At 73.3% G+C, this 24,600-nt stretch carries 23 protein-coding genes; 14 read left to right on the forward strand and 9 right to left on the reverse strand.

Translation table 11 applies throughout. The features are described 5' to 3' along the window. Window positions 1-16 precede the first annotated feature (16 nt). Window positions 17-1,480 carry a CCA tRNA nucleotidyltransferase gene (locus ACR80Q_RS00315; protein WP_435375540.1) on the reverse strand — a complete coding sequence of 488 codons (1,464 nt, stop codon included), beginning with the start codon at window positions 1,478-1,480 and terminating at the stop codon, window positions 17-19. A 50-nt stretch (window positions 1,481-1,530) separates the two neighbouring features. On the opposite strand from ACR80Q_RS00315, the gene ACR80Q_RS00320 reads away from it, so the two are divergent. The 11 genes from ACR80Q_RS00320 (at window position 1,531) to ACR80Q_RS00370 (ending at window position 13,712) form a co-directional block, all read left to right on the forward strand. Beyond that, complete coding sequence (locus ACR80Q_RS00320; RefSeq protein WP_435375541.1) at window positions 1,531-2,007, forward strand: NUDIX hydrolase; 477 nt, start codon at window positions 1,531-1,533, stop codon at window positions 2,005-2,007. After that, a complete protein-coding gene (gene murJ, locus ACR80Q_RS00325) occupies window positions 2,004-3,689 on the forward strand; it encodes a murein biosynthesis integral membrane protein MurJ (protein WP_435375542.1) in 1,686 nt (561 codons plus the stop codon). The genes ACR80Q_RS00320 and murJ overlap by 4 nt, the downstream gene beginning before the upstream one ends. A gap of 20 nt (window positions 3,690-3,709) precedes the next feature. After that, window positions 3,710-4,135, forward strand: coding sequence for a hypothetical protein (locus tag ACR80Q_RS00330; RefSeq protein ID WP_435375543.1), 426 nt, complete (start codon window positions 3,710-3,712; stop codon window positions 4,133-4,135). Between the two features lie 41 nt (window positions 4,136-4,176). Beyond that, window positions 4,177-5,409 carry a C40 family peptidase gene (locus ACR80Q_RS00335; RefSeq protein ID WP_435375544.1) on the forward strand — a complete coding sequence of 411 codons (1,233 nt, stop codon included), beginning with the start codon at window positions 4,177-4,179 and terminating at the stop codon, window positions 5,407-5,409. Between the two features lie 117 nt (window positions 5,410-5,526). Beyond that, complete coding sequence (locus tag ACR80Q_RS00340; protein ID WP_435375545.1) at window positions 5,527-7,818, forward strand: protein kinase family protein; 2,292 nt, start codon at window positions 5,527-5,529, stop codon at window positions 7,816-7,818. Continuing rightward, a complete protein-coding gene (sigM, locus tag ACR80Q_RS00345; protein WP_435375546.1) occupies window positions 7,815-8,444 on the forward strand; it encodes an RNA polymerase sigma factor SigM in 630 nt (209 codons plus the stop codon). The genes ACR80Q_RS00340 and sigM overlap by 4 nt, the downstream gene beginning before the upstream one ends. Next, the gene (locus ACR80Q_RS00350) at window positions 8,441-9,697 is read left to right on the forward strand and encodes an RsmA family anti-sigma factor (RefSeq protein ID WP_435375547.1); all 1,257 of its coding nucleotides are present in this window, start codon (window positions 8,441-8,443) and stop codon (window positions 9,695-9,697) included. Before sigM ends, ACR80Q_RS00350 begins: the two co-directional genes overlap by 4 nt. 96 nt (window positions 9,698-9,793) lie before the next feature. Beyond that, on the forward strand, window positions 9,794-10,831 hold the full coding sequence (gene trxB / locus ACR80Q_RS00355) for a thioredoxin-disulfide reductase (protein ID WP_435375548.1): 1,038 nt from the start codon (window positions 9,794-9,796) through the stop codon (window positions 10,829-10,831). 107 nt (window positions 10,832-10,938) lie between these two features. Then, window positions 10,939-11,262 carry a thioredoxin gene (gene trxA / locus ACR80Q_RS00360; RefSeq protein WP_435375549.1) on the forward strand — a complete coding sequence of 108 codons (324 nt, stop codon included), beginning with the start codon at window positions 10,939-10,941 and terminating at the stop codon, window positions 11,260-11,262. Between the two features lie 183 nt (window positions 11,263-11,445). Continuing rightward, complete coding sequence (locus ACR80Q_RS00365) at window positions 11,446-12,687, forward strand: aminotransferase-like domain-containing protein (RefSeq protein ID WP_435376031.1); 1,242 nt, start codon at window positions 11,446-11,448, stop codon at window positions 12,685-12,687. Further along, complete coding sequence (locus tag ACR80Q_RS00370) at window positions 12,684-13,712, forward strand: D-alanine--D-alanine ligase family protein (RefSeq protein ID WP_435375550.1); 1,029 nt, start codon at window positions 12,684-12,686, stop codon at window positions 13,710-13,712. Before ACR80Q_RS00365 ends, ACR80Q_RS00370 begins: the two co-directional genes overlap by 4 nt. A gap of 303 nt (window positions 13,713-14,015) precedes the next feature. Here ACR80Q_RS00370 and ACR80Q_RS00375 read toward each other — a convergent pair whose 3' ends face one another. From ACR80Q_RS00375 to rpmH, 8 genes are all read right to left on the reverse strand, one after another. Then, the gene (locus ACR80Q_RS00375) at window positions 14,016-15,296 is read right to left on the reverse strand and encodes a ParB/RepB/Spo0J family partition protein (protein ID WP_435375551.1); all 1,281 of its coding nucleotides are present in this window, start codon (window positions 15,294-15,296) and stop codon (window positions 14,016-14,018) included. Then, a complete protein-coding gene (locus tag ACR80Q_RS00380) occupies window positions 15,289-16,269 on the reverse strand; it encodes a ParA family protein (RefSeq protein ID WP_435375552.1) in 981 nt (326 codons plus the stop codon). Before ACR80Q_RS00380 ends, ACR80Q_RS00375 begins: the two co-directional genes overlap by 8 nt. A 427-nt stretch (window positions 16,270-16,696) precedes the next feature. Then, window positions 16,697-17,320, reverse strand: a complete 624-nt coding sequence (gene rsmG, locus ACR80Q_RS00385) for a 16S rRNA (guanine(527)-N(7))-methyltransferase RsmG (protein ID WP_435375553.1) — start codon at window positions 17,318-17,320, stop codon at window positions 16,697-16,699. 2 nt (window positions 17,321-17,322) lie between these two features. After that, complete coding sequence (locus tag ACR80Q_RS00390; protein ID WP_435375554.1) at window positions 17,323-17,919, reverse strand: Jag family protein; 597 nt, start codon at window positions 17,917-17,919, stop codon at window positions 17,323-17,325. A gap of 124 nt (window positions 17,920-18,043) precedes the next feature. Beyond that, window positions 18,044-19,021, reverse strand: coding sequence for a membrane protein insertase YidC (gene yidC, locus ACR80Q_RS00395; protein WP_435375555.1), 978 nt, complete (start codon window positions 19,019-19,021; stop codon window positions 18,044-18,046). Window positions 19,022-19,037: 16 nt separating this feature from the next. Next, window positions 19,038-19,373, reverse strand: a complete 336-nt coding sequence (yidD, locus tag ACR80Q_RS00400) for a membrane protein insertion efficiency factor YidD (RefSeq protein ID WP_435375556.1) — start codon at window positions 19,371-19,373, stop codon at window positions 19,038-19,040. After that, window positions 19,360-19,767 (reverse strand): ribonuclease P protein component, encoded by a 408-nt coding sequence (locus ACR80Q_RS00405; RefSeq protein ID WP_435375557.1) that lies wholly within the window; start codon window positions 19,765-19,767, stop codon window positions 19,360-19,362. The genes yidD and ACR80Q_RS00405 overlap by 14 nt, the downstream gene beginning before the upstream one ends. A 96-nt stretch (window positions 19,768-19,863) precedes the next feature. Beyond that, entirely contained in the window at window positions 19,864-20,001 is a 138-nt protein-coding gene (rpmH, locus tag ACR80Q_RS00410) for a 50S ribosomal protein L34 (RefSeq protein ID WP_380164248.1), read from the reverse strand. Between the two features lie 463 nt (window positions 20,002-20,464). Between rpmH and dnaA the strand changes: the two genes are divergently transcribed. The 3 genes from dnaA (at window position 20,465) to gnd (ending at window position 24,600) form a co-directional block, all read left to right on the forward strand. Further along, window positions 20,465-21,889, forward strand: a complete 1,425-nt coding sequence (dnaA, locus tag ACR80Q_RS00415) for a chromosomal replication initiator protein DnaA (RefSeq protein WP_435375558.1) — start codon at window positions 20,465-20,467, stop codon at window positions 21,887-21,889. Window positions 21,890-22,476: 587 nt separating this feature from the next. Then, a complete protein-coding gene (gene dnaN / locus ACR80Q_RS00420; RefSeq protein ID WP_435375559.1) occupies window positions 22,477-23,613 on the forward strand; it encodes a DNA polymerase III subunit beta in 1,137 nt (378 codons plus the stop codon). A gap of 78 nt (window positions 23,614-23,691) precedes the next feature. Continuing rightward, window positions 23,692-24,600, forward strand: a complete 909-nt coding sequence (gene gnd, locus ACR80Q_RS00425) for a phosphogluconate dehydrogenase (NAD(+)-dependent, decarboxylating) (protein ID WP_435375560.1) — start codon at window positions 23,692-23,694, stop codon at window positions 24,598-24,600.

The following is a 24,600-nucleotide window of genomic DNA, read 5'->3' on the forward strand; positions in this document are numbered from 1 at the left end:
CCCGGCAGGGCCCGGTTCACCCGGTCGACGACTCCGGCTGCTCGGCCCACCAGCGCCGCAGCTCCGCCTCGGCGGCGTCGGCGTCCAGCGGACCGGTGTCCAGCCGGACCGCCAGCATGTGCCGGTAGGCGCGCCCGACGACCGGTCCCGGCGCCAGGCCGAGCAGCGCCATGATCGCCGTCCCGTCCAGGTCCGGCCGCACCGCCTGGAGCTGCTCCTGCTCCTGGATGACGTCGATCCGCCGCTCCAGGTCGTCGTAGGCCAACCGCAGCCGTTGCGCCTTGCGGGCGTTGCGGGTCGTGGAGTCCGACCGCGTCAGCCGGTGCAGCCGCGACAGCAGCGGACCGGCGTCGGTGACGTAGCGGCGCACCGCGGAGTCCGTCCACGCGCCCTCGCCGTAGCCGTGGAAGCGCAGGTGCAGCTCCACGAGCCGCGCCACGTCCTTGACGGTCTGCCGGTCGAAGCGCAGGGCCTTGAGCCGCTTGGAGGTCAGCTTGGCCCCCACCACCTCGTGGTGGTGGAAGCTCACGCCGCCGCCGGGCTCGAAACGCCGCGTGGCCGGCTTGCCCACGTCGTGCATCAGGGCGGCCAGCCGCAGCACCAGGTCCGGGCCGGGAACGGCGGCGTCCGGGTCGCGGTGGTCGTCCTCCAGGGCGATCGCCTGCTCCAGGACGGTCAGCGTGTGCTCGTAGACGTCCTTGTGCCGGTGGTGCTCGTCGACCTCCAGGCGCAGCGCCGGCAGCTCGGGCAGGACGTGGTCGGCCAGACCGGTGTCCACCAGCAGCCGCAGGCCGGCGCGGGGGTCACGGCCGAGCAGCAGCTTCACCAGCTCGTCCCGCACCCGCTCGGCGGACACGATCGAGATGCTGGCGGCCATGTCGCGCATCGCGGCCAGGGCGGCCTCGTCCGGCGACATCCCCAGCTGCGAGGCGAACCGGGCGGCCCGCATCATCCGCAGCGGGTCGTCGCCGAAGCTGCGGGCGCTGGTGCCGGGGGTGCGCAGCCGTCGGGCCACCAGGTCGTCGGTGCCGCCGAACGGGTCGACGAAATGCAGCTCCGGCAGCCGGACGGCCATGGCGTTGACGGTGAAGTCCCGACGCTCCAGGTCGTCGACCAGGGACCGCCCGAACACCACGACGGGCTTGCGGGTCTCCCCGTCGTAGGCGTCGGTGCGGTACGTCGTGATCTCGACGACCTGCTCGCCCTTGCGGGCGCCGATCGTGCCGAAGTCACGGCCCATGTCCCAGGTCGCGTCGGCCCAGCCGGCGAGCGCCGCCTCGATCTGCTCGGGGCGGGCGTCGGTGGTGAAGTCCAGGTCCGGTGAGACCCGGCCGAGGAACGCGTCGCGGACGGGGCCCCCCACCAGCGCCAGCTCGTGGCCGGCGTCGACGAAGCGGCGACCGAGCTCGTCGGTCAGCGGGGCGAGACCCGACAGCGCCTTGGTGGCGCGGCGCAGGGCGGCGGAACGGTCTTCGGGCACGACGGTCAAGGGTGCCACGGCCACGGAGGTGCTCGCCGTACCCTGGTGCGATGACCCCGCCCCCCACCAGGACCGAGGTGTCCTCCGGTGGGCTGGTGGTCGACATGGCGTCCGACCCGATGCGCGTCGCCGTGATCTGCCGCCGCAACCGGTCGGGCCGCCTGGAGTGGTGCCTGCCGAAGGGCCACCTCGAGGGCGTGGAGACCCCCGAGGAGGCCGCGGTCCGCGAGATCGCCGAGGAGACCGGCATCGACGGCCGCGTCCTGGACTCGTTGGGGGCCATCGACTACTGGTTCTTCGCCGACGGCCACCGCATCCACAAGACCGTCCACCTGTTCCTGCTCCAGGCCACCGGCGGTCGGATCACGGTGGACAACGACCCGGACCAGGAGGCGATCGACGCCGCCTGGGTCGGTCTGGACGTGCTCGAGGAGCGGCTGGCGTTCCCCAACGAGCGCAAGGCCGTCCGGGCCGCGCTCGCGCTGCTCGACCGCTCCGACGCCCGTCGCGCGGACGGCAGCGGGTGACCGCCACGGGTCAGGACGCCGCCACGGGTCCTCGCCAGGGGCTCGCCCGCGCGACCGCCGTCATGGCGGCGGGGACGTTGGTGTCCCGCCTGCTGGGGCTCGTCAGCAAGGCGCTGCTGGCGGCGCTGCTCGGCACGGCCGCCATCAACCTGGCCGCCAACTCCTTCGACGTGGCCAACAAGCTGCCCAACCTGATCTACGCCCTGGTCGCCGGCGGTGCCCTCAACGCGGTCCTGGTCCCGCAGATCGTGCGGGCCGACCGGGACGGGCCGCGGGGCCGGGAGTTCCTGGACCGGCTGTTCACCATGGCCACGGCGGGCCTGCTGCTGCTCACGGTCCTGCTCACGCTGCTCGCCGCCCCGCTGGTCAGCCTCTACACCGGGGGCGGCTGGGCCGCGCCGGAGTTCGACCTGGCCGTGCTGTTCGCGCTCTGGTGCCTGCCGCAGCTGTTCTTCTACGGCGTCTACACGCTGTTCGGCCAGCTGCTCAACGCCCGCGGGTCGTTCGGTCCGTACATGTGGGCCCCGGTGGTCAACAACGTCGTCGCCATCACCGGGCTGCTCGTCTTCTGGGGCCTGTTCGGCCCGCAGGACACCAGCGACCCGCGGTCGTGGACGCCGGGGATGATCGCCCTGCTCGCGGGGTCGGCGACCCTGGGCGTCGCCGCGCAGGCCGCGATCCTCGTCTGGCCGCTGCGCCGGATCGGGTTCTCGTGGCGGCCTCGCTGGGGGCTGCGGGGGGTCGGCTTCCGCAGCGCCGGGGTCGTGGCGGCCTGGACCTTCGCCGGGATCGTCGTCAGCCAGCTGGTGTTCGTCCTGGTGTCGCGGGTGGGTGCCGGCGCGCTCGCCGAGACCCGGGGCACCGCCGAGGCCGCGGTGACGGCCTCGAACGCCGCGTGGACGTTCGCGTTCCTGCTCTACATGCTGCCGCACGGCCTGCTCGCGGTCAGCCTGGTCACCGCCGTGTTCACCCGGGTCAGCGGCGCGGCGCAGGCCGGGGACACCGAGGGGGTGGCCACCACCACGCGGACGATGATGCGGGTGCTGCTCGTGGGCATGACCCTGCCGGCCGCCGGGCTCGTCCTGCTGGGCCCGGAGATCACGGCCCTGCTGTTCCAGCAGCTGGACGACCAGGCGTACGTGGTGGGCACCGTCATCATGGCCATGGCGCTCGGGCTGCCGTTCTTCAGCGTCCTCTACCTGGTGCGGCGGGTCTTCTACGCCTACGAGGACGGGCGCACGCCGTTCGTGGTCACGCTCGCGACGGCCGGCGTGTGGGCGGCCGGCACGATCGCCTCCCCCCTGCTCCTGCCGCCCTCCCTGTGGGTGGCCGGGGTGGCGGCGTCGATGAGCCTGGGCGAGGTCGCCGGGCTGGTGGTGGCCGTCTGGCTGCTGCACCGCCGGATCGGCGGCCTCGGGGTCAAGGGGTTCCTCTGGGTCCTGCTCCGGCTGGCGCTCGTGCTGGCCGTCGTCGGACCGCTCGCGGTGCTGGCCGCGGACGCGGTCGGCGGGACCGGGACACAGCTCGAGGCGCTGCTCAGCGTGGTCGTCGGCGGGTCCGTCCTGATCGTCGGCTACCTGCTGGGTACCCGCCTGCTGCAGGTGGGCGAGACCACCGAGCTGCTCCGCACCCTGACCGCGCGGTTCGGCCGAGCGGGTGGCAGGACCTCAAGCACGCCCTGAACCCCGCCGACGTCCCGGACATGCAGAACCCCCGGGCGATCCGCCCCCGCGGTACCGGCGACGCCGGCGACGCCGGCGACGTCGTGGTCGGCTGGCTGGTCAGGCTCGTCGCGGTGTTCTCGGTCGTGGGCGTCCTCGCCTTCGACGGGGTGTCGGTCGGCGCCGCCGAGCTCGCGGTCACCGACACCGCCGTCGCCGCGGCCCGGGCCGCCGGGCTCGAGCTCGGGTCCGGCGCCACCGCCCAGCAGGCCTACGTGGCTGCGCAGTCGGCGGCCTCGCAGGACGACGGCCTCAACGAGGTCCCGGTCGAGGAGTTCGTGGTCGCCGCGGACAAGAGCGTGAGCCTCCTGGTGCGCCGAACCGCCCCGACCATGGTGCTGCACCACATCCCCGGCACCGACGGCTGGTTGGTGGCCGAGGCCACCGCCCGCCACACCGCAGGATGAGCAGCCCCGTGACCGGCCGCCCGGCTCGCCCTGGGCCGCCCGTGAGCCGTCGACCGCCCCGGTCCTGGCCGGCACCGCTCCTGGCCGCCCTGACGACCCTGCTGACGACCGTGCTCGTCCTGCTGACCGGGCTGCCGGCCCAGGCCGCCCCGACCGACCCGCCGCCCGGTGCCGACGACCTGCGCGCGCAGGTGGCCGAGCTGACCGCCCAGGTCGAGACCCTGGAGGTGGCCGTCGAGGTCGCCGCCGAGGACTGGAACACTGCCCGCGCCGAGCTCGACGCCCTGCTGCAGCAGGAGGTCGACGCCCAGGTCAGCCTCGACGACGCCGGCCGGACGTTGGACGCCGACCAGGGGGCGGCCACCCGGCGGATCCGCGCGCTGTACCGCAGCGGCGGCACCATGGAGCTGGCCTGGACCGCGCTGCACGGCGCCGGGTTCGCCGACGCGGCGACGACCTACCGGACCGCTCGCGTGGTGCTGGACTCCGACGCCGTCGCCGTCGAGCGTGCGGGTCGCGACGTCGACGCCGCCGTGGCGTCCTCGACCGAGGTGCAACGGCTGCGCCGCGACCGGATGGCCCTGGAGGCGGAGGCCGAGCAGCTCCGACAGGACACCGAGACCGCCCTGGCCGCCCACGAGGCGCTGCTCGCCGGCACCGACGAGGACCTGGTCGAGGCGGTCGAGCGCGAGCGGCAGGAGGTGGAGCGTGAGGCCGTCGCCTACGCGCTGGCCCAGGCGGAGGCCCGGGCGCGCGAGACGGCCAGGTCCACGACCGAGGAGGACGCGTCCACCACGTCCTCCGGCGCCGTCGCCGGTCCTTCCGGTGGCACGGTCCCGGCGGGGTTCGTCGGCGGTGACGTCGACCAGGGCGCAGTCGTCGAGGCCGCGGCCGAGGCCGCCCCCAACGCCACCGCCGCGGCCGCCATCCGGGCGGCGGCGACCAGGTTGGGGATGCCGTACGTCTGGGGTGCCACCGGGCCGGGGACCTTCGACTGCTCCGGTCTGACCATGTGGTCCTACCGCCAGGCGGGGCTCGCGATCCCCCGGACCTCGCGGCAGCAGTACGCGGGGCTGCCCACGGTCGGCGTGGACGAGCTCCTCCCCGGCGACCTGGTGTTCTACGCCAGCGGTGCCGCACCCTCCTCCATCCACCACGTCGCGATGTACCTGGGCGACGGGCTGATGATCCAGGCGCCCCGCAAGGGCGACGTGGTCAAGATCAGCGCCGTGTGGCGCAAGCCGATCTACGGTGCCGTCCGCCCGACGGACTGACCGAGCCTCGGCACCGCTCGCTTCGCCCTACAGTGGTCCGACGGCGGTGCCGGCGTCGTCTCGACGGTCGCGGTGCTGCCACTCGTGCGCGCGACGGACCTGTGATGGAGGCGGCTGGTGGACCGGATCGGACCGGGGACGCTGCTGGCTGGCCGTTACCGCCTGGCCGAACGCACGCACGACGACGGGTCCGGGTCCGCCTGGCGCGCCGAGGACGTGACGCTGGAGCGGCCGGTGGCCGTCACGGTGCTGGCCGCCGAGCACGCGCGCGTGCAGAGCACCCTGGACGCCGCACGCCGTGCCGCCCTGGTCGACGACCGACGGCTGCAGCGGGTGCTCGGCGTGGGCCTGGAGGGCAGCAGCGGCTACGTCGTGCTGGAGTGGGTGACCGGGCAGGACGTGGCCGCGCTCGCCGGCACGGTGTCCGAGCAGGAGGCCGTCCGGGTCGTCACCGAGGCCGCCGAGGCGTTGCGCACGGCCGCCACCCGCTCGCTGCACCACGGCCGCCTGGCCCCCCGCCACGTGGTGCGGGCCTCCGACGGGTCCGTGCGAGTCCTGGGCACCGCGATCGACGTGGCCGCCGCGGGGCAGGCCACCCCGGCGGCCGCCGCCCGGCCCGAGGCGCGCGACGTCCGTGACCTGGGCGCGGTGCTGTACGCCCTGGTGTCCGGTCGTTGGCCGTTCGGGAGCGTCGGCGGGCTCGAGGCCGCGCCGACCGAGAAGGGACGCCCGGTCCCCGTCGGCCAGCTGCGGGACGACGTCAGCGCACCGCTGGGCCGGCTGCTGGAGGACACCCTCGCCGGTAGCGGGGCGGAGACCCTGACCGCCCTGGTCGACCAGCTGCACGGCACCCGCGCCGCGATCCAGGCAGCGCCGGGCGCAGCTGCAGCCGCGGCCGGGGTGGCCGGCCTGGCCGCCGGGGCCGGGGTGGCCGGCGCCGGGCCCGCCGGTGGGCGAGGCGGGAGCACCGCGCCCAGCGGTGACGACACCGACGTCCTCGCACCGGTCCCCGCCACCGCCTCGGGGGCGGCACCGACGTCCACCCCGACGCCGGTGCCCGACCCTGCGCCCGCACCTGCCTCCACGCCCGCCCCTGCCCCCGCGGCCCACGGTGCGGTCTCGGCCACCGGTCCGGCCGGTGCCGCCGGTGGGGGCGCACCCGGCGCGAGTGACGGTGCCGCCCCCGGTGGGGTCGCGGCGTCAGGCGCGGGTGCGGTCGCCGGTGCAGCCGCCGGCGCCGCCGCCGGTGGGGTCGCGGCGGCAGCGGCCGGGGTCGCGGCGGCCGGCCCGTCCGCCGTAGCGCCGTCGGCAGCCGGTTCGACCGCCGCAGGTGCAGCCGCAGGTGCGGCGGGCGGCGCAGCGGCCGGCGCGGGAACCGCGGCCGGGCCGGGCCGGGCCGCGGCCCGCAGCGGCGCCCGGGCCGCGTCCTCGCCTCCGGCCCCCTCCGCCCCGCGCCCCGCGCCCGGCGCCCCGGCGGGCGAGGTGCGGGCCGCCGCTGCCCCCACCTCGGCACGTCCGGGCCCCGTGGCCCCACCCGCTCAGGAGGACGACGGCTGGGACCTGCTCCCGGTCGAGGACGAGTGGGACCAGCAGTGGGACACCCGGTACGACGAGGACTACGCGGGCGACGACGACGCCGTCTGGGGCGAGCCCCAGCCCTGGGACGCCGAGCCGTACGACCCCGACACCGCCTGGCCCGGCCCCGCCTCCGCCCGTGAGAGCACCGTCCCGGTGGTTCCCGCAGGCCGTGGGACCGGACGACGACGACCCGCCGGCGCGGGTACGGGCGTGGTCGTGGTGCTGCTCATGGGGGCCTTCGTCGTCGGGGGTCTGGTCTGGGCGCTGGAGCGGTTCCAGGACGCCGACGACGTCGCCGCGCCCGTCCCCGTCGTGACGGAGACCGTGGCCCCCTCGCCCGAGCCGTCCGTCGCGCCCGAGCCGTCCGTCGAGCCCGAACCCACCGCCGGCGTGGTCGAGGTGCTCAGCCCGGCCGGGGTCCAGGCCCTCGACCCCCAGGGCGACGGGGAGGAGAACGACCAGGACGCCCCGCGGGCGATCGACGGCGACCCCGGGTCGGGCTGGAACACCCAGCGCTACAACAGCCAGGACTTCGGCGGGCTCAAGGACGGCCTCGGTCTGGTCTTCGACCTGGGCGAGCCCCGGGTCGTCACCCGGGTGCTCCTGGACGCGCCCGGTGACGACGGCACCTACGAGATCCGCACGGCGAACGGACCGGGTTTCGACGGCTCGACCGTCGTGGCCACGGGCGAGACCGGTGACGGCACGGCCGAGATCGTCCCCGAGGCGCCCGTCACCACCCAGTTCCTCCTGGTGTGGTTCACGTCGCTGCCGGACGTGGACGGCGACTGGCGGGGTGTCGTCAACGAGCTGCAGGTGGAGGTCCAGTGACCGCGGGTCCTGGCGGCACGGGTGCGAGCGACGCGGGTCTGCTCGACGCGCACCTGGCCGGCGACCCGGACGCCTTCGGAGAGCTGGTGCGCCGGCACCGGGACGTCCTGTGGGCCGTGGCGCTGCGGACCACCGGCAACCCCTCGGACGCCGAGGACGCGCTGCAGGAGGCCCTGATCTCCGCGCTGCGCTCGGTCGAGCGGTTCGAGCGTCGGTCCGCGGTGAGGACGTGGCTGTACCGGATCGTGGTGAACGCGTCCCTGGACCGGCTGCGCCGCAACGCCGCCCGCCCCAGCACCTCGCTGGAGGGTCACGACCCCGCCCACCCCGTGGACGACGCAGCCCGGGTCGCCGACCGCCTGGACGTGCTGTCCGCGCTGCAGCAGCTCAGCCCGGGACAGCGGGCGGCCGTGGTGCTCGTCCACGTCGAGGGCATGTCCGTCGCCGAGGCGGCCGAGGTCCTGGACCTGCCCGAGGGCACGGTCAAGTCGCGCTGCTCCCGGGGGCGGGCGCAGCTGGCGCAGCTGCTCGGTCCCGGGAACCCCGGGGACCCGCCGCACGTCGAAGACACGGGTACGAGCGGACCGGGCACCACGACGAGCAGAAGGGCGGGTGAGCCCGCGTGAGCGACGACTGGGTGGCACGCCTGCTCGCGGAGGCCGAGCGGCCGACGATGCCGGAGGACGTGGCGGAGCGGCTGGAGCAGGGCCTGCGCCGTCACCTGGCCGACGCCGGGCCCGGGCCCACGGCGGCCCCGGCCGACGAGCCGACCAGCGCAGGCGACGCACCGACCGCCGCCGGGCCGACCACGGGTGGGGTCGTCGAGGACGGGGTGCCGGTCACCACGGCCTCGACCGGCGTGGCGGCCGAGCAGCCGGGCACCGCACCCACGGAGCCGCCCACCGCACCGTCGGCCACCGCACCGTCGGCCACCGCACCGTCGGCCACCGAGGCGGCCGGTGGCGCGTCACCCACCGGCTCGTCACCCACCGGATCGCCCCCCGGCGAGTCGTCGCCCGGACCGTCCTCGGCGTCCCCGGCCGACAGGCCGGCCTCGGGCAGCGTCCCCGCCCCTGCGGTCGTGCCGCCCGCGGCAGGCGCAGGGGCCGGGGCCGCCCCGCTGCGTGCCGGGACCGACGGCGACGCCGGCCGCACGCCTGGCAGCGGGCCGGACGAGGCTGCGGCGCTGTCCCGCACCCGCGAGGGCCGCACCTTCGGCACCCCCCGCCGCGAGCAGCGGGCCGACGACCAGGGTGAGCGCCGCCGGCGACTCCTCACCCGCTGGGTGCCGGTGGCGGCCGGGGTGCTGGTGCTCGGGGCCGCCGGCGCGGCCGCGGTCAACGTCCTCGGGGGCGACAGCGACACCACGGCGGACACGGCGGAGGAGGTCGCGGCCGCCGACGTGGCCGACTCGGTCGCCCCGCGGTCGCTGGTGGCGACGGGTACCGAGTACACGACCGCCGACGCCCCTGCCTTCGAGCAGCAGGTGCGCGACCTGGTGGCGCTGACCGCCACCGGCACCGAGGGCACGGGGGCACCGGTCGAGGAGGACTCCTCGGCGGGGGCCGGTGCGGCGGCGCCGGCCGAGCCGAGCGCGGAGGCCCTGTCCTCGCCCGCCCGGGTGGACCCGTCCGCGGCCCGCGCCTCGGCCGCCGCCAACCCGCTGGCCGACGCCGCCGCGCTGCGGGAGTGCGTGGAGACCGTGACCGACGGCACCGACGAGGACGCCGCGGCCGTCGACCTCGCGCTGGTGGACGGGGTCGAGTCCACCCTGGTCGTGGTCCCCGACCCCGCCGGCGCGAACCTGTTCGTCTACGTCGTGGGTCCTGACTGCACCGGGCTGGACAGCCAGTTCCAGTTCTTCACCGTCGCACCGTGACCGGCACCGGGTCGGCGTCCTGGACGGGACGCCGACCGGAACAACGTAGGCCGCAACCCCGTTGACGGGAGCGGACCACACGAGGAGGACATGTTCATGAGCTCCACCCCCACGCCCGACGCCGTCCGTCAGGTCGTCATCGTCGGCTCCGGACCTGCCGGGTACACCGCTGCCATCTACGCCGCGCGCGCCGAGCTGTCGCCACTGGTCTACGAGTCGTCCGTCGAGGCCGGCGGGGCCCTGATGAACACGACCGACGTCGAGAACTACCCCGGCTTCCCCACCGGCGTCATGGGCCCGGACCTGATGGACCAGCTGAGGGCGCAGGCCGAGCGCTTCGGCGCGGAGCTGGTCACCGACGACATCGTCGAGATGCGTCTGGACTCCGACGTCAAGGAGCTCGTGACGGGCTCCGGCGAGACGGTGCGCGCGCTGACCGTCATCCTGGCCACCGGCAGCGCCTACCGGAAGATCGGCGCCCCCAACGAGGACCGCCTGTCCGGGCGCGGCGTCAGCTGGTGCGCCACCTGCGACGGCTTCTTCTTCAAGGAGAAGGACATCGTCGTGGTCGGCGGCGGCGACTCCGCGCTCGAGGAGGCCACCTTCCTCACCCGCTTCGCCCGCACCGTGACCCTGGTCCACCGCCGTGACGAGCTGCGCGCCAGCAAGATCATGCAGCGACGCGCCTTCGACGACCCCAAGATGCGGTTCCGCTGGAACAGCGAGGTCGTCGATGTCCTGGGCGAGAACGCCGTGACGGGTGTGCGGCTGCGCGACACCGTGACCGGCGAGGAGTCCGAGCTGGAGACCAGCGGGCTGTTCGTCGCCATCGGGCACGACCCCCGGACCGACCTGGTCAAGGGCCAGGTCGCGCTGGACGAGAACGGCTTCATCAAGGTCGACGGCCGCTCGGGCCGGACCTCGCTGCCCGGGGTGTTCGCCGCCGGCGACGTGCTGGACCACGAGTACATGCAGGCGATCACCGCGGCCGGGTCCGGGTGCGCGGCGGCCCTGGACGCCGAGCGCTTCCTCGCGGCGCTGTCGGACACCCACGACACCATGGAGGCCGCCGCCGAGGCGTTCCCCGAGGCCACCGAGGAGCACCCCACGCCCAGCCTGGCCACCGTCGACTGACCGCGCCGACCCCCGGCCGCGCCTGACGTACCGACCGCACCAGCACGGACCCCACCGACCACAGACCTGACCGACCCTGACCGAACACAGAAACGGGAGACCTCCGCATGGCCACCACCGCCACGACCGACGCCGACTTCGACAAGGACGTCCTGCAGTCCGACAAGCCGGTCCTCGTCGACTTCTGGGCCCCCTGGTGCGGCCCGTGCCGCCAGGTCGGACCCATCCTGGAGGAGCTGTCCGAGCAGTACGCGGACAAGATCACGGTCGTCAAGGTCAACACCGACGAGAACCCCCGTACCGCCGCCGCGTACGGCGTCGTCAGCATCCCGACCCTCAACGTGTACAAGAACGGCGAGCTGGTCAAGAGCCTCGTGGGCGCGCACCCCAAGCCCCGCCTGGTGAAGGAGCTCGAGGACTACATCGGCTGAGCGAGCCGACCGCACGCACCAGCCCCGACGACCCAGCCGTCCCGCCCTCCGGGTGGGGCGGCTGCTTCGTGCCGGTCGCGTGACAGACTCAGGACCGGCCGAGCGGCCGTCGGGAGGGTGTGTGCCGTGACAGGAACCAGGCTGGACCGCTGGCACTCGTCGTACAGCCGGCGGGCCGCGGGCATGACCGCTTCGGAGATCCGCGCCCTCTTCGCCGTCGCCAGCCGGCCGGAGGTCGTCAGCCTGGCGGGCGGCATGCCCACGCTGGACGCGCTGCCGCTGCCGGAGATCTCGGAGATCGTACGCCGGTGTGCGGTCGAGCAGACCGCCGTGGCCCTCCAGTACGGCTCCGGGCAAGGCGACGTACTTGCGCGGGAGCAGATCGTCGACGTCATGACCACGGTCGGGACGGTGTGCGACCCGGACGACGTCGTCGTCACCACGGGCTCTCAGCACGCCCTCGACCTGCTGGTCCGCATCCTCGTGGACCCCGGTGACGTCGTGCTGGTCGAGTCCCCCAGCTACGTCGGGGCGCTCGGGGTGCTGCGCAGCTACGAGGCCGACATCCGCCACGTCGAGACCGACGCGGAGGGTGCCGTCCCGGAGTCGGTGGCCGACCACATCCGCCTGGCCCGGGCCGAGGGGCGTGCCGTGAAGGCGGTGTACCTGGTCCCGCACCACCACAACCCGAGCGGTGCCACGACGAGCCCGGAGCGACGCCGGGCCCTGGTCGAGCAGTGCCGCCGTGACGGGGTGCTCGTCATCGAGGACGACCCGTACGCCCTTCTCGGCTTCGACGCCGAACCCCTTCCCTCGATGCGGTCGCTGGACCCTGAGGGCGTCGTCTACCTGGGTTCCTTCTCCAAGACGTTCGCCCCCGGGCTGCGCGTCGGCTGGGCGGTCGCCCCGCCGGCCATCAAGGCCAAGCTGGTGCTGGCCGCCGAGGCGTCCGTGCTCTGCCCGTCGATGTTCTCCCAGCGGGTCGTCGCCACCTACCTCGCCGGCAGCGACTGGCGGGCGCACGTCAAGATGCTGCGGGGTGTCTACCGGGAGCGCCGCGACGCGTTGCTGGGAGCGCTGGAGACGCAGCTGCCGGACGCCACCTTCACCCGACCGGACGGTGGCTTCTTCACGTGGGTCCGGCTGCCGGGGGACCTGGACGCCAGCGCGATGCTGCCTCGGGCCGTGGCCGCCCGGGTCGCCTACGTCCCGGGCACGGCGTTCCACGCGGACGGCCGGGGAGGGCAGCACGTCCGGCTGTCGTTCTGCTTCCCGACCCCCGAACGGATCGTCGAGGGGGTACGCCGCCTGGCCGGCGTCGTCCGCGCGGAGCAGGAGCTGCACCGCACCTTCGGCCCCTCGCTCGGCGCCGCCTCGACCCCGGCCCAGGGCGACTACGCCCGGCCCGCCTCGGACACCGCATGAGCGCCCCGGTCACCACCGGCACCGACCGCGCCGCGACCGCCCGCGGCGCCGAGCCCGCGGGCACCCGCGCCGCGACCGACCTGGACGTCCTGGTGCTCGCCGGCGGGCTGTCGGCTGAGCGTGAGGTGTCCCTCGCCTCGGGTCGACGTGTCGTGGCGGCGCTGCACGAGGCCGGCGTCCACTCCGAGGCCGTGGACGTAGGTGCCGACCTCCTCGACGTGCTGCAGCGACGGCGACCGGACGTCATCTGGCCGGTGCTGCACGGAGCCGGTGGTGAGGACGGCTCCCTCGCCCAGGTGCTGGAGCTCGTCGGGTTGCCGGTGGTGGGCTCTGCTCCCGGCCCCTCTCGGACCGCCTGGGACAAGACCACCGCCGCCACCGTGGTGGGTCGGACCGGTATCCGCGTCCCCCGTTCGGTGACCCTGACCCACACGGTGCTGCGAGACCTGGGGGCGGCCGGGATCCTGCCGCACATCAGCCGGCTGCTGCCGCTGCCCGTGGTGGTCAAGCCGGTCCACGGTGGGTCCGCCCTGGGGGTGGGGGTGGTCCGGGAGGAGGCCGAGCTCGCCCGCGCCATGATGGCGGCTCTCGGGCACGACACCTCCTGCCGGGTGGAACAGCTCGTCAGCGGGGTGGAGGTCGCGGTCGCCGTGGTCGACGACGGGAGCGGTCCGCGGGCGCTGCCGCCGGTGGAGATCGCCCCCGACTCCGGCTCCTACGACTACGAGGCGCGCTACACCCCGGGGGCCACGGAGTTCCACTGCCCGGCGCGGCTGCCGGGTGACGTCCTGGCTCGGGTGCAGCAGGACTCGGTCGCGGTGCACCGCGAGCTGGGTCTGTCCCGGCTCAGCCGCAGTGACTGGATCGTGGACGCGGAGGGCGAGCCGTGGTTCCTCGAGGTCAACACGTCTCCGGGGATGACGGGGACGAGCCTGCTGCCCCAGGCCGTGGTGGCGGCCGGGGAGTCCCTGCCCGAGCTGTACCGGGCGCTGGCGGCCGCCGCGGCGGCGGTCTACGCCGACTGAGCCCCGTCCCGGGCTGGTGCGCCCGGCCCCACGGTTTCACGTGAAACGGCACGCCCCCAAGTACTCACCCTCCAGGCGCGTCGGGGCGGAGCGTCTTCACTCTGAGCAGCACCGTTTCACGTGAAACTCCGCAGCCGTCTGGTCAGGGCCTGCTACGCCCGCGCGGGATCGCCCGGGCACACGGGCAGACCAGCCCACGTGAGGAAGCGACCGACGAATAGCCGGGCGCCTGCGACCGCCTCGACCAGGTGCGGACCCGCTGCCGACGGTCTCAGGCCGCGGCAGCCGTCCTCATTGAGGTCGTCAGACGTCCCGGTCGAGAACCACCGGTGTCGCGGGCTGCACGGCCCACGCCGGGTCGGACGGCTCGGACCGCTCGGACGCGGTAGGAAGCCCGGTCGGCCCCTCGCTTGGGCCGGCCCGTGTCACCCCGGGACCGCCCGGATCCATGACCGCGAGGATGCGGTCCAGGTCGTCGACCGAGGCGAACTCGACAGTCAGTCGACCGCGCGTCTTGCCCAGCGCCACCTTGACCCGGGTGTCGAGGCGGTCCGACAGGCGCGAGGCGACGTCGTCGAGCAAGGGGAGGTGTCGTCCGGCCCTGGGAGCCGGTTGCCGGGTCGGTCGAGGTCCACGAGAGGCCACGATCTCTTCGACGGCCCGGACTGACAGGCCCTCGGTGACGACCCGGTGGGCGAGCTTCTCCGCCTCGGACGGGTCCTCCAGCGCCAGCAGCGCCCGCGCGTGTCCGGCGGACAGGACTCCGGCCGCCACCCGTCGTTGCACGGCCGGGGGGAGCTTGAGGAGCCGGATCGTGTTGGAGATCTGGGGACGGGACCGACCGATGCGTCGCGACAGCTCGTCCTGCGTGCACCCGAAGTCCTCGAGCAGCTGTTGGTAGGCCGCCGCCTCTTCCAGCGGGTTGAGCTCGGCGCGGTGGAGGTTCTCCAGCAACGCGTCGCGCAGCATGACGTCGTCGTCCGTCGCGCGGATGATGGCCGGCACGGTCGTCAGGCCGGCCTGGGTGCTGGCCCTCCACCGACGCTCTCCCATGATGAGCTCGTACCGCGCGCCGTCGGCGTCCGGCTCGAGGAGCGGGCGCACGACGACCGGCTGGAGCACGCCGATCTCGCGGACGCTGTGCACCAGCTCGCTCATGGCGTCCTGCTCGAACACCTGGCGGGGCTGCCGGCTGTTGGCACGGATCTGCGTCACCGGTATCTCGGCGAACTGGGCGCCGGGCACGTCGACCAGCTCGGTGCCCGTGTCGTGCGCGATATCGACCGTCCCGTCGCCTGCAGTCTCGTGGTCCGACGGCAGCTCGTTCGACGCCTGAGCGTTCAGCGTCGGGGCCGTGTCCGCGTCGGCTGCCGTGTCGCCCGGCATGTTGTCGGCTGGCAGCGCGTTCCCGTTCTCGTCGACCGTTTCACGTGAAACAGGAACGGGGCGACCACCCGGGCCCTGCGGGAAGAAGACGTCGACCGGTCGCTGGCGACCCCAGGGGCCGTCCGGTGGTGGCGCCTGGGTGGCCGGCGGGATGAGGGCGCCGATCCCGCGGCCGAGTCCGCGTCGCTTCTCACTCATGTCCGGGCACTCCTCGGTTGGCGATCTCCTGGGCGGCCTCGAGGTAGGAGAGGGCGCCGCTGGACGTCGGGTCGTACGTCATCACGGTCTGCAGGTGGCTAGGGGCCTCGCTCACGCGGACCGAGCGCGGGATGCTGGCGCTCAGCACCTTGGCCCCGAACACCTCTCGCACCTGGGCGGCGACGTCGGCCGCCAGTCGGGTGCGCCCGTCGAACATCGTGAGCAGCACGGTGCTCACGTCCAGGTCGGGGTTCAGGTTCTGCTTGACGAGCTCCACGGTCCGCATCAGCTGCGTCACCCCCTCCAACGCGTAGTACTCGCACTGGATGGGGATGAACACCTCGCGGGCTGCCACAAGCGTGTTGAGGGTGAGCAGCCCCAGGCTGGGGGGACTGTCGATGATGACGTAGTGCGGCGGTTCGGCCGCGCCGGCCACGAACCGGTCGATCGCGCGACGCAGCCGGTACTCCCGGGCGACCACGGGCACCAGCTCGATTTCGGCTCCCGACAGGTCCAGCGTGGCCGGAGCACAGGTCACCCCCGGTACCTCCGCGCACTCCTGGATCACGTCCGCGAGGTCCATCTCGTCCATCAGGACGTCGTAGATGCCGGCCACGTCACCGTGGTGCTCCACGCCCAGCGCGGTGCTGGCGTTGCCCTGCGGGTCGGCGTCGACCACAAGCACCCGGAGGCCGCCCTGGGCCAGGGCGGCGGCGATGTTGACCGCAGTGGTGGTCTTGCCCACGCCGCCCTTCTGGTTGGCCACCGTCAGGATCCGGGTCGTCTCCGGCCGGTCGAACACCCGACCGTGCAGACGGAGACGACGACGGGCGTCCGAGGCCAGTTCCTGGGCCAGCGGCGTCTCGTCGTCGGTGCTGGGCAGCGCTGAGGCAACCGCATCCCGCCACTCGTCGCCGTCTCGCTCCGGGGCCGCGGGCTGGTGCTCCGTTTCACGTGAAACGGGAGCGGTCATCTCATGCACCTCAGAAGGATCGACGTCGTCGGTCGGCAGAACTGGCGCGGGCGCGGACGGCAGTGACGACGACACCTGGGTAGCCGCAGCGGCGCTCGTACCACCGTCATGGAGCTCGCTGTCTGCAGCGGACGCCCCGCCGGCACGTGTCGCCGGGTCCACGCCCGCCGCGTCGTCGGCGAGCAGCGCTTCATGTGAAACGTTGCTCGCGCGCGGACGTCCGAGGTCGCCGGTGGTACGCCGCGGACTCCCGCGGAGCGCAGGGCCACTGGTGCCGCCTGTTTCACGTGAAACGTTGCTCGCGAGCGGACGTCCGAGGTCGTCGGTGGTACGCCGCGGACTGCCGCGGAGCGCAGGGACACTGGTGCCGCCTGTTTCACGTGAAACAGCGATGGAGACGTCCTCCAGCCGACCGACCGGCAGGGCCTCAGCCAGCGCGCCGCGCAACGACGACCGTCGTCTCTTCTGCAGAAACCCCACTCCCGCATCGTGCCACGTCGAGAGCGACGACCTTCCACCTCGAGGCCTGGTCGTGGACGGCCGCGACCTCGGCCACAGCCTGCTCGCCCTTCAGGGCCAGCACGAGTCCTCCCGGCCGGACGAGCGGGACGCACATCGGCAGCAGACGCTCCAACGGCGCCACCGCACGGGCCGTGACGACATCGACCTGCCGGGGGCCGATGACGGCCACCTTGCCTCGCGTCACCCTGACCTGGGGCGCGAGTCCGAGCTCGGTGAGTACCTCCTCCAACCAGGTGGTGCGCCGCAGCAACGGCTCCACCAGCTCGACGGTCACGTCGGGACGGGCCAGGGCCAGGGGGATACCGGGCAACCCGGCCCCGCTGCCCACGTCGACGACCGACGCGCCGGGCGGGACGAGCTCCTGGATCACGGCGGAGTTGAGAAGGTGCCGCTCCCACAGCCGGTCGCCCTCACGAGGCCCGATGAGACCCCGCTCGGTCCCCGACCCCGCCAGGAGCGACACGTACCGTTCGGCAAGCGGAAGACGCTCGCCGAACACCTCGGCCGCCGCCGCGGGAGCGGCCCTCACGCTCAGGCCGGGTGGATGACGACGAAGCGTCGGGGCTCTACCCCGTCGGAGTCACTGCGGAGACCGGCGTCGGCCACGGCGTCGTGGACAGCCTTGCGCTGGTACGCGGGCATGGGCTCCAGCTCGATGCTCTCGCCCTGGCTGCGCACCCGGTCGATGGCCTCCTTGGCGATGGCGGCCGCGGTCGTCCGTCGTCCCTCGCGCCAGCCCGCGATGTCGAGGAGCAGGCGGCTGCGCTCACCGGTGCGAGCCTGGGCGGCGAGCCGAGTCAGCTCCTGCAGCGCGTCCAGGACCTCGCCCTCCGGGCCGACCAGCACGGCCAGCCCGTCGGCGTCGTCCTTGTCAGCCAGCACCGCGACGCTCGCACGCCCGTTCTCCACGAAGATGTCGATGTCGCCGTCGAGGTCGGCGATGTCCAGCAGCTCCTCGAGGTAGTCGGCGGCGGCGTCCCCCTCCTGGTCGAGGAGCTTCTGCTTGTTGGACGGCTCGGGGCTGTCGGACCGCTCCCGCGTCGTCGCGGGGGCCTCCGTCGTCTCGTCCTCGGGGAGGACCGCCTCGGGAGCAGCGGCGCCTGCGGTGCTGTCGGCCGTGGTGTCCACGGTGCCTCCTACGAACGCCCTGGTGGGCGGTGCCTGGCCGTCGGGATCGATCGGCGTTGTCGGTGCCCGTCTCGACGAGGTGCGCGGCCGGCCGGGGGACGGGTGCCCCGGGCGGCCGTGGGTCTCAGGCGGGGCCGGTACGGGTCGTGCGCTTGCTCTTCGGCTTGCGCTTGGGCTGCTGCCGGACGACGGGCGGCGGCGGGGTGACCACCTGCGGCTCGGGCTGGCCGAGGATCTCGTGGACGGGCTTGCCGGTGCGAGCGGACTTCCGCTCGGCCTTCTTGAGGCGGCGTTCCTCCAGCTCCTTCTCGGCCGGTGATCCGGGGGCCGGGAGGGAGCGGATGACGATGGACTGCTGCACCGCGGAGTACAGGTTGGTCACGCACCAGTAGATGAGGACACCGATGGGGAACGCGACACCGGACACCGCGAACACGACGGGGAGGATGTAGAGCAGCATCTTCTGCTGCTTGAAGAACGGGCTGTCCAGCGCGGCCTGGCTCATGTTCTTGGTCATCAGCATCCGCTGGACGTAGAACTGCGAGGCCGACATGACGATGACGAGCAGGGCCGCCAACACGTAGGTGCCGGCCCCGGTGGGGTCGAGGAACGTGGCCGACAGCTCGGAGCCGAAGATGCGGGCGGCCTGGGCCTCTTCCACCTCGGTCGGCCCGAAGGGTCCGATGCTCCGCCCCGACCGGATGCCGTTGAGGACCCGGAAGAGCGCGAAGAAGATCGGCATCTGGAGCAGGATCGGCAGGCACGACGCGAACGGGTTCGTCTTGGAGCTCTTGTAGAGCTCCATCGTCTCCTTGGTCATCGCCTCGCGGGAGGCCTGGTCCGTCTTGCCCTTGTACTTGTCCTGGACCTTCTTGAGCTCCGGCTGGATGATCTGCATCTGCCGCGACGCCTTGATCTGGCGCACGAACAGCGGGATCAGGGCGGTCCGGATGACCAGCACGAGCGCGACGATCGACAGCACCCACGTGAGGCCGCCGTCCGAGGGCAGGCCCAGGGCCGTCAGCAGGTCGTGGGCCGTCACCATGATCCAGGCGACCACCCACTCCAGCGGGAACAGGAGGCTCGCGAAGAAATCGCCCATGCGGTCCGGGTCCTCCTCAGGACGTCGTCGTGCGTTCGTGCGTGGCGTGGTTCCTGTCGGGACGTTCGGGTACCGGGTCCCAGCCCCCGTCGTTCCAGGGGTGGCACCGCAGCAACCGGCGTGTCGTGAGCCAGCTGCCGTGCAGCACCCCGTACCGGCGGACCGCCGTCACAGCGTACGACGAGCAGGAGGGCGCGAACCGACAGACGGGACCCAGCAGCGGGGACAGCGTCAGCTGGTAGACGCGCAGCAGCAGGACGACCGCCTCGCGGGGCAGGTGCCACACCAGCCGACCGACCCTGGCCGCGGTCCACGAGCTCGACCTACGGTGCCCGGGCTCAGGACCGCTCATCGGCGAGCACCCCCAGACGACGCAGCGCGCTGCGCAGCTGCCGGCCCAGCTCCGGCTGGTCCGCGGCGGCGCTCGCGGGCAGCAGCCGCAACACCAGGTCCACGTCGTCGGTCAACGCCCCGCAGCGGACCAGGTCGGTGAGGTGCGCCTGGAGCCGGCGCCGGGTCCGGTTGCGGACCACGGCGTTGCCCACGGTGCGGGGGGCGACGAACGCGATCCGGGGCCCGGTCGGCCGCACGGGAGGACCGTTCACGCCCCCGAGACCCTGCTCGCCGTCCTGCTCGCGCGCACGGCCGTGGACGACCAGACCACCGCTGCGCGCGCGCCGACCCCGACGGACCGCGGCGGTGATGTCCACCCCGCGTCGCAGCCGACGCTCAGCCGGCAGGGCCACGGCACCGACGAGAGCACCCCTGCGCCGATGTCGCCGTGGGGCGCATCCGAGCAGGGGTGCTGGGGTCGTGGTCGGGTCGACGCGATCGCCGACCGTTCAGGCCGAGAGCTCGCTGCGACCCTTGGCGCGGCGGGCAGCGAGGATCGCGCGGCCAGCACGGGTCGACATGCGGGCCCGGAAGCCATGGGTGCGGGCACGCCGCCGGTTGCTGGGCTGGAAAGTACGCTTGCTCACTGGAACCTCTCACCGATCCTCGGGGACTGCGCTCCACCCGCGGAGACCGGGGCAGACAACCGCACAAAGGTACGTGACCTGCGACGACGGGGTCAAACCCGCAGGTCGGTCGGAACGTAGGGTAGCGGCTCGGCCACGAGGCGCGCTGCGGCCGGCCACCCCTGGCAGATCAGGTCCGGAGGATGGCTGCGCGGCCGCGACCAACCGTCTACAGTCGCAGAGCGCCGGCGACGAAGGGGTGAGGCGCGCGGTGAGGGCCGGTTGGAGATCAGCCCGATGTCGACCAGGTGACTTGCGAGCCGAGCGCCCAGGCCGTTACGTTCCGTGCGCTTCTACCGTCGTGATCCACACCTGTGGACAGAGGTGTGGACGACCGACGAGCCGGAGGAAGCCAGTGACGGATGCAGGGCCGGCATCGCCGTCGGAGACGCTCGCCGCCACGTGGGCCGCAAGCATCCAGGCGATGCCGTCCGACCTGTCCCCGTTGCACCGGGGCCAGCTCCGCTCGGCCCGGCTGATCGCCCTGGACGGTGACACCGCTCAGGTGGCCGTGGCCTCGTCCTTCGACCGGCAGCTCATCGAGACGAAGCTCCTCGACACCGTGGTCGACGCATTGAGCGCCACCACCGGCTCGTCCTGGCGCCTGGCTGTCGTGGTCGACCCCCGCCTGGGGGCCCTGGACGGGGAGCACGTGCTGCACGTCGACCAGCACGTCGTCGACCTCACCGGCCGCGACGACGACATGGACCACGACGACCCGGACCTGGACGCCATGCGCGGCAGGCACGCCGACCGTCGCAACGGCCTGCGGGGCGTACCGACCCGACGCCGCACCCTCGCGGAGGAGGCCGAGGCCCGCCTCAACCCCCGCTACGTGTTCGAGACGTTCGTCATCGGGGCGTCCAACCGGTTCGCGCACGCCGCGGCGGTGGCCGTGGCCGAGGCGCCGGCCAAGGCCTACAACCCGCTGTTCGTCTACGGCGACTCGGGGCTGGGCAAGACCCACCTGCTGCACGCCATCGGGCACTACGTGCAGAGCCTGTACGGCGGGATGCGCGTGCGGTACGTGAACTCCGAGGAGTTCACCAACGACTTCATCAACTCCATCCGCGACGACCGGGCCGCTGCGTTCCACAGCCGCTACCGCGAGGTCGACGTGCTGCTGATCGACGACATCCAGTTCCTGCAGAACAAGGTGCAGACGCAGGAGGAGTTCTTCCACACCTTCAACGCGCTGCACAACGCCAACAAGCAGGTCGTCATCACCAGCGACGTGCCGCCCAAGCAGCTGCAGGGCTTCGAGGACCGGATGCGCAGCCGCTTCGAGTGGGGGCTGCTGACCGACGTCCAGCCGCCCGACCTCGAGACCCGCATCGCGATCCTGCGCAAGAAGGCGATCGTCGACTCCCTCAACGTGCCCGACGAGATCATGGAGTACATCGCCAGCCGGATCTCCACGAACATCCGCGAGCTCGAGGGCGCGCTGATCCGCGTCACGGCCTTCGCCAGCCTGCACCGGCAGCCGCTGACGACCCAGCTGGCCGACGTCGTGCTCAAGGACCTCATCCCCATGGCGGACCAGCCGGCCATCACGGCGCCGCAGATCATGGCCGAGACGGCCACGTTCTTCGGGGTCACGGTCGAGGACCTGCACGGCAGCTCCCGGTCCCGGGTGCTCGTCAACGCCCGCCAGATCGCCATGTACCTGTGCCGGGAGCTCACCGAGCTCTCCCTGCCCAAGATCGGTCAGGCCTTCGGTGGGCGGGACCACACGACGGTCATGCACGCGGAGCGCAAGATCCGCGGCCTGATGAGCGAACGGATGGCCGTGTACAACCAGGTCACCGAGCTCACCAGCCGGCTCAAGCGCCAGTCCGGCAACCGCTGACCCGCCTCCCCGTCGTCCCGGGGGAGAGCTCTGTCCACAGCATCGTCCACAGGCTGTGCGCACACGAGGTGACCCTCGACGCACCGTCGGTGGGGCCGTCGACGGGGCGGACGACCCCTTCCACCGTGTTGTCCACAGCTCCTGTGGACAACATGTGCACGACGTCCGTTCCCTGTGGGCTCGGACCCCTTCGGCGTCGACCGTGAACCACAGGTCCTCCGCTCCGCCCGACCCCGTCCACAGCTCGAGGTCGTCGCGGCACCGTCCGTCCCCAGCCCGTCCACCGACGCCCGGCGTCGTCCGCCGCGTGACCTCTGCAGGTGGAGGCGGCGTGGCGCGTCGGCAGAAGTGGCTCGTCCACAGGATCCACAGGGCCTATGACGATGACTACGACACTCTTCATGGAGACGACGCCCCGACGCACACCACTGTGGACGGCCGAGAGGTGCTGCACCGAGGTCGGCGCTTCCGACTAGTCTCGGCATTCCGCACCACATCCTTGACCGAGGTCCCGGCAGTTCTGACCCAGACCTGTCCCAGCTCTGACTCGTGCAGCGCTGCACATCCGACGCGCCCCTGGAGGCTCCGTGCGACTGCAGATCGACCGTGACGTGCTCGCGGAGGCCGTCGCCTGGACGACACGCGTCCTCCCCGCCCGTCCTCCGGTCCCGGTGCTGACGGGTGTCCTCCTGGTCGCCGTCCCCGACGGCCTGCAGCTGTCGGCCTTCGACTACGAGGTGTCGGCGAGGATGACGGCGACGGCGCAGGTTCAGGAGGAGGGCCGGGTCCTGGTCCAGGGCCGGCTGCTGGCCGACATCGCCCGCACCCTGCCCAGCAAGCCGGTGACCCTGTTCCTCGACGGGTCCAAGCTGCGGGTCGAGGCCGGAAGCAGCCGGTTCGCCCTGCCGCTGATGCCGGTCGACGAGTACCCGCAGCTACCGCCCCCCCCGGAGCGTGTCGGCACCGTCAAGGGCGAGGTGTTCGCGGCCGCCGTCAACCAGGTGGCCATCGCCGCCGCCCGGGACGAGACCCCGCCGGTGCTGACGGCGGTGCGCGTCGAGATCGAAGGCAGCTCGTTGAGCCTGGTCGCCACCGACCGGTACCGGCTCGCGCTGCGCGAGGTCGAGTGGCACACCGACGACACCAGCGGGGAGCGGGCGTTCCTGGTCCGCGCCCGCACCCTCAACGAGATCGCCAAGAGCCTCGGCAGCGGGACCGACGTCGAGATCGGCCTGTCCACCGGCCCGGGCGAGCTGCTGGGCGTCTCCGCCGGTGGTCGCCGCACCACCGTGCCGCTGATGGACGGTGCGTACCCGCCCGTGCGGCGGCTGTTCCCGGAGTCCTCCGACACCACGGTCGTGGTGGAGACGGCGCTGCTGGTCGACGGCGTGCGCCGGATGGCCCTGATCGGCGACCGGGCCCCGGTCCGGCTGACGGTGACCGAGAACGAGATCGTGCTGGACGCCGGCACGGGCGAGGACGCCCAGGCCAGCGACGCCCTCGCGGTCGAGGCGGTCGACGGTCCCGGCCTGTCGATCGGCTTCAACACCGGCTACCTCATCGACGGGCTGGGCGCCACCGGCGCCAAGTACGTCCGCCTGGCGTTCACCCAGCCCTCCAAGCCGGTGCTGCTGTCCGGGCACGACACACCGGACGCCTCGGACTCCCGCGGCTACACCTACCTGCTCATGCCGACCCGGGTGGCCGGTCGCGCCGACGGCTGACCCGCGCCAGCCTGGGGTGACGGCCCGGGCGCCCCTCGCCCCGGACCGACGGACCCGACGAACGACAGGAGCTCAATCGTGCACATCGGCCTGGTGGGTCTCGGCAAGATGGGCGGCAACATGCGGACGCGGCTGCGGGCCGCGGGCATCGAGGTGACGGGCTACGCCCCCGACCCGTCGACGACCGACGTGGCCAGCCTGGCCGACCTGGTGGCGGCGGTCCCCGCGCCGCGGATCGTGTGGGTCATGGTGCCGAGCGGGGACATCACCCGCGGGACCGTCGACGAGCTGCGTGAGCTGCTCGAGGACGGCGACATGGTCATCGAGGGGGGCAACTCCCGCTTCGTCGACGACCGGGTCCACGCCCACGAGCTGGCCGACAAGGGCATCAGCTACCTGGACGTCGGGGTCTCCGGTGGGATCTGGGGCGTCACCGAGGGCTACGGGCTGATGGTCGGCGGCGACCCCGCCGACGTCGAGCGCGCCATGCCGGTCTTCGACGCCCTCCGGCCGGAAGGTCCGCGCCAGGAGGGCTTCTCCCACGCCGGGCCGGTGGGCGCCGGGCACTACGCCAAGATGGTCCACAACGGTGTCGAGTACGCGATCATGCAAGCCTTCGCCGAGGGGTACGAGCTGCTCGAGGCCAGCGACGCCGTCGACGACGTCCCGGCCATCTTCGAGGGCTGGCGGCGCGGCACCGTCGTCCGCTCCTGGCTGCTGGACCTCATGGTCGCCGCGCTGGAGGACGACCCCAAGCTCGACAAGGTCAGCGGGTACGCCGAGGACTCCGGCGAGGGACGCTGGACCGTGATGGAGGGCATCGAGAACGCGGTGCCGACCCCCACCATCGCGGCCGCGCTGTACGCCCGGTTCGTCTCCCGGCAGGAGGACAGCCCCGCCATGAAGGCGATCGCGGCGCTGCGCAACCAGTTCGGCGGCCACGCCGTCCGGACGGCCACGGCCGACGAGCCCACGGGCCCGGCGTGA

The sequence above is a fragment of the Aquipuribacter aurantiacus genome, from assembly GCF_051216895.1.
Classification (GTDB): domain Bacteria; phylum Actinomycetota; class Actinomycetes; order Actinomycetales; family JBBAYJ01; genus Aquipuribacter.

What these genes read in the sequence shown, in the direction of transcription:
- ACR80Q_RS00365 (WP_435376031.1), top strand. Translation starts at nt 11,446, where the DNA reads ATGACCGCTTCGGAGATCCGCGCCCTCTTCGCCGTCGCCAGCCGGCCG.
- ACR80Q_RS00375 (WP_435375551.1), bottom strand. Translation starts at nt 15,296, where the DNA reads ATGAGTGAGAAGCGACGCGGACTCGGCCGCGGGATCGGCGCCCTCATC.
- trxA (WP_435375549.1), top strand. Translation starts at nt 10,939, where the DNA reads ATGGCCACCACCGCCACGACCGACGCCGACTTCGACAAGGACGTCCTG.
- yidD (WP_435375556.1), bottom strand. Translation starts at nt 19,373, where the DNA reads ATGAGCGGTCCTGAGCCCGGGCACCGTAGGTCGAGCTCGTGGACCGCG.
- trxB (WP_435375548.1), top strand. Translation starts at nt 9,794, where the DNA reads ATGAGCTCCACCCCCACGCCCGACGCCGTCCGTCAGGTCGTCATCGTC.
- ACR80Q_RS00370 (WP_435375550.1), top strand. Translation starts at nt 12,684, where the DNA reads ATGAGCGCCCCGGTCACCACCGGCACCGACCGCGCCGCGACCGCCCGC.
- ACR80Q_RS00320 (WP_435375541.1), top strand. Translation starts at nt 1,531, where the DNA reads ATGACCCCGCCCCCCACCAGGACCGAGGTGTCCTCCGGTGGGCTGGTG.
- dnaA (WP_435375558.1), top strand. Translation starts at nt 20,465, where the DNA reads ATGCCGTCCGACCTGTCCCCGTTGCACCGGGGCCAGCTCCGCTCGGCC.
- ACR80Q_RS00330 (WP_435375543.1), top strand. Translation starts at nt 3,710, where the DNA reads ATGCAGAACCCCCGGGCGATCCGCCCCCGCGGTACCGGCGACGCCGGC.
- yidC (WP_435375555.1), bottom strand. Translation starts at nt 19,021, where the DNA reads ATGGGCGATTTCTTCGCGAGCCTCCTGTTCCCGCTGGAGTGGGTGGTC.
- ACR80Q_RS00380 (WP_435375552.1), bottom strand. Translation starts at nt 16,269, where the DNA reads ATGACCGCTCCCGTTTCACGTGAAACGGAGCACCAGCCCGCGGCCCCG.